The sequence below is a fragment of the Gillisella vitis genome (genome assembly GCF_001541345.2).
Lineage (GTDB): Bacteria > Pseudomonadota > Alphaproteobacteria > Rhizobiales > Rhizobiaceae > Allorhizobium > Allorhizobium vitis.
In genome coordinates this window covers 149413-162548 of sequence record NZ_LMVL02000005.1, presented here as the reverse complement: position 1 = coordinate 162548, position 13136 = coordinate 149413, and the positions used below count along the sequence as shown (strand labels likewise).

The 13136-nt window shown below is 57.5% G+C and carries 10 protein-coding genes and 2 pseudogenes; all 12 read right to left on the bottom strand.

Annotation, left to right across the window (positions count from 1 at the left end):
* Nucleotides 1-2: 2 nt before the first annotated feature.
* The gene (locus ASB66_RS18045) at nucleotides 3-854 is read right to left on the bottom strand and encodes a CheR family methyltransferase (RefSeq protein ID WP_060718774.1); all 852 of its coding nucleotides are present in this window, start codon (nucleotides 852-854) and stop codon (nucleotides 3-5) included.
* Nucleotides 855-880: 26 nt separating this feature from the next.
* On the bottom strand, nucleotides 881-1375 hold the full coding sequence (locus ASB66_RS18040; protein ID WP_015917538.1) for a chemotaxis protein CheW: 495 nt from the start codon (nucleotides 1373-1375) through the stop codon (nucleotides 881-883).
* A gap of 1 nt (nucleotide 1376) precedes the next feature.
* Entirely contained in the window at nucleotides 1377-3203 is a 1827-nt protein-coding gene (locus tag ASB66_RS18035; protein ID WP_060718775.1) for a methyl-accepting chemotaxis protein, read from the bottom strand.
* 85 nt (nucleotides 3204-3288) lie between these two features.
* A pseudogene (locus ASB66_RS18030) lies at nucleotides 3289-4614 on the bottom strand (methyl-accepting chemotaxis protein); the annotation flags it as partial.
* A 96-nt stretch (nucleotides 4615-4710) separates the two neighbouring features.
* Nucleotides 4711-5226: pseudogene (locus tag ASB66_RS27150) on the bottom strand (MCP four helix bundle domain-containing protein); the annotation flags it as partial.
* Between the two features lie 98 nt (nucleotides 5227-5324).
* Complete coding sequence (locus tag ASB66_RS18025) at nucleotides 5325-7019, bottom strand: methyl-accepting chemotaxis protein (RefSeq protein WP_060718777.1); 1695 nt, start codon at nucleotides 7017-7019, stop codon at nucleotides 5325-5327.
* Between the two features lie 8 nt (nucleotides 7020-7027).
* A complete protein-coding gene (locus ASB66_RS18020; RefSeq protein WP_060718778.1) occupies nucleotides 7028-7555 on the bottom strand; it encodes a chemotaxis protein CheW in 528 nt (175 codons plus the stop codon).
* Entirely contained in the window at nucleotides 7552-9609 is a 2058-nt protein-coding gene (locus tag ASB66_RS18015) for a chemotaxis protein CheA (RefSeq protein ID WP_060718779.1), read from the bottom strand. The genes ASB66_RS18020 and ASB66_RS18015 overlap by 4 nt, the downstream gene beginning before the upstream one ends.
* Nucleotides 9606-9974, bottom strand: a complete 369-nt coding sequence (locus ASB66_RS18010; protein ID WP_015917544.1) for a response regulator — start codon at nucleotides 9972-9974, stop codon at nucleotides 9606-9608. The genes ASB66_RS18015 and ASB66_RS18010 overlap by 4 nt, the downstream gene beginning before the upstream one ends.
* A 4-nt stretch (nucleotides 9975-9978) precedes the next feature.
* A complete protein-coding gene (locus tag ASB66_RS18005; RefSeq protein WP_070153174.1) occupies nucleotides 9979-10299 on the bottom strand; it encodes an STAS domain-containing protein in 321 nt (106 codons plus the stop codon).
* Nucleotides 10300-10301: 2 nt separating this feature from the next.
* A complete protein-coding gene (locus ASB66_RS18000) occupies nucleotides 10302-11450 on the bottom strand; it encodes an HD domain-containing phosphohydrolase (protein WP_114386863.1) in 1149 nt (382 codons plus the stop codon).
* Nucleotides 11451-11879: 429 nt separating this feature from the next.
* Nucleotides 11880-13100, bottom strand: a complete 1221-nt coding sequence (locus tag ASB66_RS17995) for a TIGR03862 family flavoprotein (RefSeq protein ID WP_060718782.1) — start codon at nucleotides 13098-13100, stop codon at nucleotides 11880-11882.
* Between the last annotated feature and the right edge of the window lie 36 nt (nucleotides 13101-13136).

The following is a 13136-nucleotide window of genomic DNA, read 5'->3' as shown; positions in this document are numbered from 1 at the left end:
AATCATACCTTCCTGAACACCGTGTTGGCCAATTGCTTGAGCGGAAGATCCAGCCCGGTAATCGATTCGGAATGGCCTATGAACATATAGCCACCTTTGCCAAGGCAATCGCAAAGGCGTCGCAACACATTGAACTGCGTCTTTTTATCAAAATAAATCAACACATTGCGGCAGAATATAACATCCATCGGCTCCCCCACCTGATAGCTGTCATCCATCAGGTTCAGCCGGGCAAAACCGACATGGGTGCGAAGCGCCGGTGCAATTCGAACCTCGTTACGCTGCTTGTCACGCGCATGCATCACATACCGCGCCGCCATGGTGCGCGGCACCGGCTCCAGCATATCGGCAGGATAGACACCCCGGCGGGCCTTTTGAAGCACATCGGTGGACAGATCCGTTGCCAGGATATGATAGTCCATCCCGCTGCGGCGTTCCATATATTCCGCCATTACCATGGCAAGCGTATAGGGCTCCGCACCGATGGAACAGGCCGAACTCCAGATGCGAACCCGACGCACGCCCCTGGACTCCAGATCCGGCAATGCCTTTTGCGTCAGATAGTCGAAATGGTTGGGCTCGCGGAAAAAGTCTGTCTTATTGGTGGTAACCGCATCGATCAGATGAACGGATTCAGTCGCAAGGCCGCCCTCATCGAAAATATAATGGCAATAGCTGTCGAAATCCGTAAAGCCGGTGGCGCGCAAACGTCTGCGCAACCGGCCTTCCAGCATCGTCGTCTTGGTATCCGGCATCTTGATGCCACTATATTCAAAAATGTAGTTGGCCAGACGCCTGAAATTTTTCGGGCTGATCCTATGATCTCCAACAACTGCTTCTGCCAATGCATTCACGCTGGCGGCCTCCCTGTCATGGTTTTTCAGGCGACGGCAAAAGCCGGTGCGGAAGAAGAGGCAAGGGCAGTTTCATCGCCCGAAAACAACCGCGCCAGGTCAATGATCACCACAAAGCCCGCCTCTCGACGGACGACGCCCTGAATATAATCAGAGCGCCAGCGGATGCCGATATCGGGCGCCTGCTCGATATCGGCATGCCGGAAGGGAATGACCTCGAAGACCTTGTCGGCCACCACCCCGACCGCAAGACTGCGATCGGAAAGTGGCACATCCATCACCAGAATCCGGGTATGCGGCGTCTTCACCGTGCGCGACATACCGAGCCGCAGACGAAGATCGATAACCGGCACGCCCTGGCCCCGGACATCCCGCAGGCCCAGAAGATAGTCCGGTCCATGCGGGATCTTGAACGGGTCCTCGTGATCGAGAATTTCCCGGACCACGGTAACGGGCACGGCAAACACTTCTTCACCAAGGCTGAAGGTGACGAATTGCGATTCTGACGATTGTCCACTCATGTTACGCGCTTTCCTGAAAGAGACGATCCTCCTCATCCGGTCCGCCCATGGAGAGATCGAGGGCAAAGCCCTTGGCTCTCGCCTGCTGAGCAGCAACCGTCTGAGACGACGTCGGTGTGCGGGGTTTTGCTGGTGTAGCCGTCCGGGCAGGCGCAGCGCGAGCGGCAACAGCCCGGGTCTGGGGGGATGGTCTTCTTGCGCCAGCGCCAGCGCCATCGACCTTGAAGAAGGCGATGGAAGCCTGGAGTTCCTCGGCCTGAGCGGCCAGTTCTTCAGAGGTTGCCGACATTTCTTCCGAAGCGCCCGCATTCTGCTGCGTCACCTTGTCGAGCTGCTGGATCGCTTCGTTAATCTGGCTGGCGCCGATATCCTGCTCACGGCACGCCGCAGAGATCTCGGAAATCAGGTCCGCCGTTTTGCGGATGTCTGGAACCAGCCGGGTCAGCATTTCACCGGCTTCTGTCGCAACCTGCACAGTCTGGCCCGACAGCGTGCTGATTTCAGCTGCTGCCGCCTGGCTGCGCTCGGCAAGCTTGCGCACTTCAGAAGCAACCACTGCAAAGCCCTTGCCATGCTCACCCGCACGGGCGGCTTCAACCGCCGCATTCAAGGCCAGCAGGTCGGTCTGACGGGCGATTTCCTGGACGATGGAGATCTTCTCGGCAATCGTGCGCATCGCACCAACAGCCCGGTTCACCGCTTCGCCAGAGGCTTCCGCATCCTTGGACGACTGGCGGGCGATCTTTTCGGTCTGGGCGGCATTGTCGGCATTCTGCTTGATATTGGCTGCCATCTCTTCCATCGAGGCAGAAGCTTCTTCAGCGGACGATGCCTGCTCCGTTGCGCCCTGGCTGACCTGCTCGGAGGCAGACGACAGCTGCTGGCTACCTGAAGACACATTGTCGGACGCAGACAAGGCATCAGCGACGACGCCACGAAGGCGCTCGACCATCAACTGAAGAGATTGGCCAAGTGTGTCCTTGTCAGACAGGGATTTCGGCGCCACCGTCAAATTGCCATCGGCAATCTGATTGGCGATGGCTGCGGTTTCTCTCAGATTGCCGGTCATGACCTTGACGCTTTCAACAACGTCGCGGATTTCATCATTGCTTCTGATGTCGATATCCTGACCGAGATCGCCGATGGCAACGGCATCTGCAACGGTCTTGATCTTTTTCAGGCCGGAATTGATGCCCAGGGCAATCCACACAGCAATAGCGACCGACAGAACAAGCAGGATGCCCAAGCCGGCAATCAGGCTATTGCGGGAAAAGTCATATTGTTCGTTGGTGGCTTCATCGGTCTGCTTGAGATCTGCGGAAATCTGTCCGTTCAAGCTACCCAGGCTTTGCAACAGGCTTGCGGTCAGCTTGGCACCCTCGCCCATGGAAATGTCACCCGCCTGCTTGTTGCTGGCATCCGTATTTTCAATGGCGAGCTTGAGGATGGAATCCTGCATGGTGATCCAACCGGGCAAGTGGGTCCGGAATTGCGCGACTTTTTCCTTGATCAAGGGATTGGTGTCCGCATCCAGTTTCACCAGGAGATCATTGATAAGCGCACGGCGCTCTTTCACGCCACCGACATATTCATCGATCTTGTTGGGATCGACGTTGATGATCGCATTTTTCTCATCGCGGATCGAAGACAAGACGGCGTCTGATAAATCGCTTGAGTTACGCAAATTTGCCGCGGGACCAGCAATGATGTCACTGATCGCGCTATTGAGTGACGAAAGATTGATGATCGCCATCGTCGCCATGGCGCCTGACATCATAATGATAAGGCCGAAGGCAAGGGCCAGTTTGAGTTTGATCGTGAATCGCATGGTAGTCCCCCAGATATTTCCGCATATTTAAGCGTGGTGGGACAGCCAATCTCTTGCCTGTCCCGGTCTTTGTCGCTGGCCGATTTCACGCGAGCTGGCGGAAATCGTGATCTTCGTCATCCGGTCCGCCCATGGAGAGGTCGAGGGCAAAACCCTTGGCCCTCGCCTGCTGGGCAGCAACCGTCTGAGCTGCTGACGGCTTGCGCACAACAGCCGCCGCTGTCGTGATTTTGGCCGGTCTTGCAGGCTGCGACGTATAGTTTTGGGCCGACTTCTTCTGCGCCTTCAGTCCATCGACCTTGAAGAAGGCGATGGAAGCCTGGAGTTCCTCGGCCTGAGCGGCCAGTTCTTCAGAGGTTGCCGACATTTCTTCCGAGGCGCCCGCATTCTGCTGCGTCACCTTGTCGAGCTGCTGGATCGCCTCGTTGATCTGGCTGGCGCCGATATCCTGCTCACGGCACGCCGCCGAGATCTCGGAAATCAGGTCCGCTGTCTTACGGATATCGGGAACCAAGCGGCCGAGCATTTCACCGGCTTCCGTCGCCACCTGCACCGTCTGGCCCGACAGCGTGCTGATTTCAGCCGCTGCCGCCTGGCTGCGCTCGGCAAGCTTGCGCACTTCAGAGGCAACCACCGCAAAGCCCTTGCCATGTTCACCGGCGCGCGCTGCTTCAACCGCCGCATTCAAGGCCAGAAGATCGGTCTGGCGGGCGATTTCCTGGACGATGGAGATCTTCTCGGCAATCGTGCGCATCGCACCGACTGCACGGTTGACCGCTTCGCCGGAGGCTTCCGCATCCTTGGAGGACTGGCGGGCAATCTTTTCGGTCTGGGCGGCATTGTCGGCATTCTGCTTGATATTGGCCGCCATCTCTTCCATCGAGGCAGAGGCTTCTTCAGCGGACGATGCCTGTTCCGTTGCGCCCTGCGACAGCTGTTCGGAGCTTGAGGACAGTTCCTGACTGCCGGAGGAAACGTTGTCAGACGCCGACAAGGCATCGGCAACAACACCCCGAAGACGCTCCACCATGCTCTGCAAGGCAAGGCCCAGCGTATCGACATTGGAGCGCGGAGTCGGCGTCACCGTCAAATCACCATTGGCAATCTTGTCGGCAATCGCTGTCGTTTCACGCAGATTGAGGGTCATGGATCGCATAGCGATACCCAATGAATCCTTGCTCGAGAGCGGTGTGATATCCTGGGACAAATCACCTTCGGAGATGCGGTTTGCCAAAGCGGCAGTTGCTCGCAGGTTTTCGGTCATCCCGTTAATCGTCGTGACAAGATCCTTGATCTCGTCATTGGTTTTCACCTCAACGGTCTGGTCAAGATCACCGATGGCAACGGCATTGGCAACGGACGTAACCTTGCCGAGGCCACGGGCAATACCCACAGCGATCCACAGAGCGACAGCAACCGATAAGACCATAAGCAACCCGATGCCCACCAACAGAACTGTTCGTGAAAAGGCATATTCCTGGTTGGTGCTTTCATCGGTTTCGGCAAGTTGCTTGGCAATCGACGCGTTGACTTCATCGACGCGGGCGAGCATGGCGTCAGCGGCCCTCGCGCCCTCTGCCATCGAGATTTCGCCGGCCTTCTGATTGCTTTCCGGCGTATTGTCAGCCGCCAGCTTCAACACGCTATCTTGCACCTGCCGCCAGGTCACGAGGCTTTTCTGGAACTCGGACAACGGCAGAAGCAACTTCTGATCGGTCGTATCGCTCAACAGCGCCAATGACTTGTCGATCTTTTCCTGCTCTTTCTTCACGCTATCGATATAGCCGAGAATGCGGACAGGATCGGTGTTGATAATCGCGTTTTTCTCATGGCGCATAGCAGAAAGAACCGCATTTGACAGACTTCCCGCATCTCGCAGATTTTCCGCCGGTCCCTTCACAATCACAGTAATTGCATCGTTGAGAGACGAAAGCTTATCGATAGACAGCGCTGCCATTGCACCTGACATGATAATGATCAGTCCGAAGGCGAGCACCAGTTTTAGTTTTATTGTGAACCGCATAAATATCTCCACTCATCCAGAACGGATGGCTGATCTGTGTGAACGCCTTCAGTAAGGGTGGATGTCACGGCGAACCCATGTCATCCACCTTAAGTCGATTATGCCGTCTGGCGAAAATCCAGATCCTCCTCATCCGGTCCACCCATGGAGAGATCGAGGGCAAAGCCCTTGGCTCTCGCCTGCTGAGCAGCAACCGTCTGAGACGACGTCGGTGTGCGGGGTTTTGCTGGTGTAGCCGTCCGGGCAGGCGCAGCGCGAGCGGCAACAGCCCGGGTCTGTTGTGCGGGCTTCTTCTGATGCGCACCATCGACCTTGAAGAAGGCGATGGACGTTTGCAATTCCTCAGCCTGAGCGGCCAGTTCTTCAGAGGTAGCCGACATTTCTTCCGAAGCGCCCGCGTTCTGCTGCGTCACCTTGTCGAGCTGCTGGATCGCTTCGTTAATCTGGCTGGCGCCGATATCCTGCTCGCGGCACGCCGCCGAGATCTCGGAAATCAGTTCCGCCGTCTTGCGGATATCGGGAACCAACCGTGTCAGCATTTCACCGGCTTCTGTCGCCACCTGCACCGTCTGGCCCGACAGCGTGCTGATTTCAGCCGCTGCTGCCTGGCTGCGCTCGGCAAGCTTGCGCACTTCAGAGGCAACCACGGCAAAGCCCTTGCCATGTTCACCGGCACGGGCGGCTTCAACTGCCGCATTCAAGGCCAGAAGGTCGGTCTGGCGAGCGATTTCCTGGACGATCGAGATCTTCTCGGCAATCGTGCGCATCGCACCAACAGCCCGGTTCACCGCTTCGCCAGAGGTTTCCGCATCCTTGGAGGACTGGCGAGCGATCTTTTCTGTCTGAGCGGCATTGTCGGCATTCTGCTTGATATTGGCTGCCATCTCTTCCATCGAAGCGGAGGCTTCTTCGGCAGACGACGCCTGTTCCGTCGCGCCCTGGCTGACCTGCTCGGAGGCAGACGACAGCTGCTGGCTACCCGAAGACACATTGTCGGACGCCGACAGCGCATCGCCAACCACGCCGCGAAGGCGCTCGATCATCGTATTGACATATTGCAGCATGTCGCCGATTTCATCGCGTGAACGGATTTGGGCAAACTCCGTCAGGTCGCCATCGGCAACCTTTCGCACAGCCACAACCGCACGATTGATACCGCCGGTGACGCTGATGACAATCCAGACCGCTGCCATGACGGCGATAACGGAGGCCGCAATCGACAGGGACAAAAGCATCAACCGGGTGCTGGCATATTCGGCATCGCCGGCAGCATCGGCATCGCGCAGGCGGGACTGCTCCAGAGTGACGACTTGCGACAGGAGATCATCGATCTCATTGACAGCCTTGCGGTTCTCATTCGTCGAGATTTTCAGTGCGCCCGCAGTGTCGCCAGCGATTGTCAAAGCCTTGATCTGGTCGTCGGTCTTTCGGAAATCGGCTTCCACGACGGCAAGCTTGTTCCAGAATACCTTGCCTTCTTCCGTTGCCTTGGCCATCACGGCTGCAAAAGCCTGGTCAAATTCGGCACGCGACGCATTGGCCTTGGCGATACTGGATTTGATTTCGTCTTCGGATTGGGCCAGCTGAACATTCTTTTGCTGACGCAATTGCTGAAGTTGCTCCATCTGGAGCTGTTGAGCCAGACGCAACCGTTCTACAGGACCTTCAAGCGTATTGCCCATGGCATCGTTCATCGAGCCCAGACTTTGAATTCCCATAACCGAACTGGCAATCAGCAACGCGACGACGATGCCGAAAGCCAACCCCAGCTTCATTTTAATTGTAAACCGCATAACAGACCTCAATTTGTTGCCAGACCAGCCGTGGGAGCGGCGATCCGGTCACTTGTGCTGGAGAAAATTGCCTGGAGATTGGGGAGAATGATGAACTCTCCATCCCGTTTGACCAGGCATTCAATGAAGTCGGGACGCCAACGCATGCCGACGCTGGGGGGCGGTTCGCTGGCGGAGTGCGCCAATGTCGTGACTTCGAACACCCGGTCCGTGCGAATGCCGGTCAGGGTGGTTTCACCATCGAGATCGAGCTCGATGACAATGATACGGCTGTCGATGGTTGGCTCCGTCGCTTCCATACCGAAGGCCAGCCGGATATCAGCCAGTGGAATGACCTTGCCGCGGAAATTGATGACGCTGGAGACGAAAGGCTTTGCGCCTGGCACCTTGGTTTCCGGCAGGAGATCAATGATCTCCTGCACGGTGATGGCCTCAATCGCGAACGTCTCACCATTCAGATTGAAAGTCAGCACGGCGACTTCGTCGCGGTCCGCCCAGAAATGCTGGAAATCATGTTTGCCGGGTACGATACTCATCCTGCTACACGCAATTGCGCCTCCTGCTGTTGGCCTGCGTTGACCAGATGCGTCACATCCAGGATCAGCGCGACACTGCCGTCACCCAGAATGGTCGCACCCGAGAAAGTCACGACGTCGTGGTGAAGCTTGGACATGGATTTGATGACGGTCTGGTGATCGCCGATGATCTGGTCGACCACCAGGCCGACGCGCTCGTCGCCGGTCGAGATGACCACGACCTTCTGGAAAGGATCAGGCTGCGTTCCCGTGCGGAACAGATCCCTGAGCCTGAGGAAGGGAACCAGACTGTCGCGCAGCGAAATGAAACTGCGGCCCCTGGAGCGCAGATCGTCCTCAATCGACAATTCGAGGCATTCCTCGACCGCCGACAGCGGAATGACGTAGCAGCCGGTACCGACGCGCACCAAAAGACCGTCGATGATCGCCAGCGTCAGCGGAATGCGCAGGGAGACTTCCGAGCCCTTACCGTTTTCACTGCGGATGTCGATCACCCCGCGCAGGGCCTCGACGGTTTTCTTCACCACATCCATGCCGACGCCACGTCCAGAAAGATTGGTGATCGTCTGTGCGGTGGAAAAGCCCGGCTGGAAGATCAGCTGCAACAATTCCTGATCCATCAGCTGCTGGCCCGGCTGGATCAGCCCCGAGGATTCGGCCTTGGCCCGGACCCGGTCGCGGTTGATGCCACGGCCATCGTCCTTGATGGTGATGATCACTTCACCCCCGGACTGATGGGCCGACAGCACCACCTTGCCGGCTTTGTTCTTGCCAGCTGCAAGGCGTTCTTCCGGCGGCTCGAGCCCGTGGTCGATGGAATTGCGCACCAGATGCACCAGCGGATCGGCCAGCCGCTCGATAACGGTCTTGTCCACCTCCGTGGTTTCGCCTTCCGTCTCCAGCTCGATGACCTTGCCGGTCTCGCGGGCGAGATCGTGGACAAGACGGCGGAAGCGGGTGAACAGGCTGCCAACCGGCACCATGCGCAGCACCATCATCGTGTCGCGCAGCTCACCGGAGAGCCGCTCGACATCTTCCGAAACGGACCGCAGCATGATGTCGGCGCTGGTATTGGCCAACTGCGACAGGCGGGACTGGGCAATCACCAGCTCGCCGACCCTGTCCATCAATTCGTCCAGCCGCTCGGCGGGAACGCGGACATTTTCGGCGGCACGGCCATGCTTGGCGTCATTGGAACCAGTCTGAGTGGCGGCAGGTGTCGCGGCCTGAACCTGGCTTGGCGCCTGCTTGTTGTCAGGTGTCACCGGCGCGGCGACGGCCTGTTCGACTGGATCATCGGCGGCAATGGTCTCGGAAGAGACCGCGGTCGCATCCTCAGCCAGTTCGAGATCCATGTCATCCATGACGAAGATGAAGACATCCTCGATATCCGACTTCGGCTTTTCGGTAACAAGCTCCACGCTCCAGCCGATATAAAGATCGGCAGGTGAAATCTCCTCAAGACCCGGGATAGCGCTCAAATCCGCTTTAACGGTGCATTTTCCAAGGTCGCGAAGCTCATTCAGAAGGCCGAGTGGATTGGTACCATTGACCATGGAATTAGCCGGCAGGCGGAATTTCATCCGCCATGTCGTCGTCGCCGACCGGGCTGCCGACTGCGACTTGGCGGCTCCGCCATTGCCGGGCTTTGCGGCTGGCACCGCATGCGCATTACCACCATGGTCGCCGACCGCGTCCTGCAACTTGGCCAGCAGCCGCTCTCCGGCTGCTTCATGATCGCCATTGGGAGTGGCAACCAGCGCCTTCATATGGTCCTGAGCATCGAGAACGGCGGCGACAAGCTCAGCGGTTGCCGGTACTTCACCCTTGCGGACCCGGTCGAAAGCGGTTTCGCAATGGTGGGTGAAAGCGGCCAGAGCCTCGAAGCCGAACATGGCTCCGGATCCCTTCAGGGTATGAAGACCGCGGAACACCGAATCGATCTGATCTTGATTGGACAGGTCATGCAGCAGGTCGAGCAGGCCGCTTTCGATCTGTTCGAACAGCTCTGCTGCTTCTGTCCTGAAAACCTGAATGGGATCCAGATTGGTCATTTGCCAAGAACCTTTCTAGCAATTTTCACCAGCTGTTCGGCATCGAACGGCTTGGTGATCCAGCCGGTCGCACCAGCGGCCTTAGCCCTGTTCTTCATGTCGGCGTCGGATTCGGTTGTCAGGAAGATGATCGGGATACCGGTATGGGCCGGAGACCGTCGCAGAGCCTCGATCATCGCCAAACCGTTCATGTTGGGCATGTTGAGGTCGGTAACGATCAGATCGAACTGCGATGACTTGGCCTTGTTCAGACCATCCAATCCATCGACGGCTTCAGTCACCTTGTAGCCGGCATTGGTCAGGGCGATCTTCGTTGTCATGCGGATGCTGGCGGAATCGTCAACGGTGAGAATATGGGCACTCATGGCATTACCTTTCATGTAACCAGAAAAATCGAGCGGACGGATCCATGTCGGTCAGGAAGCCGCTGCGCTCCAGCGTGGACAGAACACCACCAACCGCAGCGCTTCGAAGCGTCAGGTCCTGGCCATTCGTTTGCGCAGACATGCGCGCCGCTTCAATCAATTGAATAAAACTCAGGTCAACCTCCGCGTCCGCGGGGATATCGATAACGACGGCCTGAGCAGCCGAAAGGCCAGTCAGAAGCTGATCCCGGGTGGTCTGCACAGTGCGAATGGTCAGCGCCTGTGGCAAGGCAATGGTCTCATGCGGCAATGTTTGCGTTATCATCGTCATTCCCGTCCTGCTGGCTGGCGTGTTGATCGGTATTTCGTCTGCTTCTGGAGGCGAAGGGCATTTTCAGGATAGGCAGTATCCAGCGACGGTGCTCCGTCCATGTGGATCCTCATGTCTGTCTCGTCCGCCCCCATGACAGAGGCGATCTTCGACCATTGCCGCTCAAAAGCCTCGACGCAGGCCGGATCGAAATGACGACCCTTTTCGCGCCTGATGTGATCCAGCGCGTCTTGCAGCGACCAGGCTGGCTTGTAAGCACGGGGCGAGCATAAAGCGTCGAACACGTCCGCGAGCGCGACGATGCGCGCTTCCAGCGGAATTTCCCGTCCAGACAAGCCCTTGGGATAGCCCGTTCCATCCCATTTCTCGTGATGCCCGCCAGCGATCCGCTCGGCGACCCGCAACAGATCGGAGGTCCCGTTCTCCAGAATCTTGACGCCGATATCGACATGCCTGCGCATCATGTCCCGCTCGCTGTCGGTCAACCGACCGGGCTTGGACAGGACGCCATCGGGAATGCCGATTTTGCCAACATCATGCAGTGGGGCCGCCAGATAGATCTTGCGCTGCCGGTCCTCGTCGAGCCCAAGGTCCTGCGCCAGCAGCCTGGAAATCTGCGCCACACGCGAGACATGATCGCCGGTTTCCCCGTCGCGATATTCCATGGCTCGGGCCAGACGCCAGATCAGTTCCTCTTCGCTGGCAACCAAGGCTGCGGATTTGGCCGTCACGGCAGCAGCAAGACCATCAGCCCGCAACGACAGTTCCACCTGGGCACGCCGCAGGCTCAAAAGGTTCCGCGCACGGGCCTTCAACTCGACAGGATCGGCGGATTTCCGCAGAAAATCCGTCGCTCCCGCCTCCAGCGCATTCAAGCAGACCGCTGTTTCAGTTTCCGAAGTGATCATCAAAATAGGCACCAGCTCATAGTTCGGCATGGCACGTAAAGCGGTAATCACCTCGATACCCGAGCGCTTTGGCATGTTGTAATCCACCAGCACCAGATCGAATTGCCGGGTCTCACAAACGCGAATGGCTTCCTCTGGATCGGCGAAGGTTTCCACCTCCAGACCCGTAATTTCCAGGAGTTCCAGACGCAGTGCCAGCAATGTGGATCGGCTGTCGTCTATCACAACGGCATGCAAGGGAAGCTCCATTCCGCCATGACGGCTTGGACAGGCACGGTGACATGCGCATGTTCCCATGCGATGTGACAAACCATCTCAAGCACTGTTAATATCTGTGAATTTTTTGGGGCCGTTCCGCATCATGCGGGGAGCGATTTCCGGAACATTGTGGCAAAGCCATAGATATTTCCAGATTTCTGAACCGAATTCTCACGTTAGTAAGTTAAGATAGAACTAACACTGTTAGGCCACAACTATATTTAATTGATAGCTCTAATAAGCCATAGGATTTTGGGGTTTAATAACGTGTTGTTTTTGTTGATTCATCCAATATTTTTCTGACGAAAAACAACCAATGGACGTAAAAAACTTCCTGACGCGAACGGAGCTTATGTTCCCGAAACAGACAGGATCAGCCCGACAATTGTGGCATTCCAATATTTTGAATCAAGCATCTGCATCATCGGTGAGCCAGCGAATCACGCCAACCGCCGCCGCCCGCCCGGTGGCAAGACAGGCGGTCAGCAAATAGCCGCCAGTTGGCGCTTCCCAGTCCAGCATTTCGCCCGCGACGAACAGGCCAGACCGGTCCACCAGCATGTAACTGCTGTCGATCCCGGTCCAGTCTACGCCACCCGCCGAGGAAATCGCTTCCGCCAGCGGTCGTGGTCGCAGCAGCGGCACCGGCAAAGCCTTGATGAGACCAGCCAGCGACGCGGCATCACGGCTGGCAATGTCGGGAACAATCTCCCGCAAGAGCGCTGCCTTGACGCCCTCCAAAGAGGTCGCCTTACGGAGTCTGGTCGAGAAACTGGCCTTTATGGGCTGGCGGGCAAGATCGTCCACCAGTTTTTCAAGCCGTTTGCCGGGTGTAAGATCAAGCAGAAATTCCGCTTTGCCATGATGGTGAAGATCATCGCGCAGGGCCGCCGCATGGGCATAGACCAGGCTGCCCTCGATACCATGCCGGGAAATGACGAATTCGCCCTGAATCTCGCCGGCAGCCGATGTGGCGACAACCGATTTAACCGGTTCGCCGGCGAACCGATCACGGAACATATCGCTCCAGGTAACGTCGAAGCCGCAATTGGCAGGCTTGAAATCCGTGGCCGCAACGCCGATGTCCCGCAGCCACGGCACCCAGGCAGCATCCGAGCCCAAACGCGGCCAACTCGCCCCACCCAATGCCAAAATCACGGCATCTGCCATAACAGTGACATCGCCATCCGGCGTTGTAAAACGATAGCCATTTTCCGAAAAGCCAGTCCAGCGATGCCGGGTGCGGATCATCACGCCCCGATCCTGCAATGCCTTGATCCAGGCCCGAAGCAGTGGTGAGGCCTTCATCGCCTTTGGAAAGACCCGACCTGAGGAGCCGATGAAGGTCTCGGTTCCAAGATCTGCTGCCCAGGCGCGCACATCATCCGGCGTAAAATCATCGAGGGCTGCCTTTAAATGGCTTCCTGCCTCCCCGAAGCGGGTCGAAAACCGCGCATACTCTTCGGAATGGGTGATATTCAGCCCGGATTTGCCCGCCAGAAGAAATTTCCGGGCCAGAGTCGGCATTGCTTCATAGATCGTTACGGTCAAACCGGCCCGCGACAGACAATCCGCCGCCATCAGGCCCGCTGGCCCCCCACCGATGATCGCAACCGTCTTGTCTGTCATGCCGTCCCTTGCTTTCGAATGTCAGGCTTTTTGGGC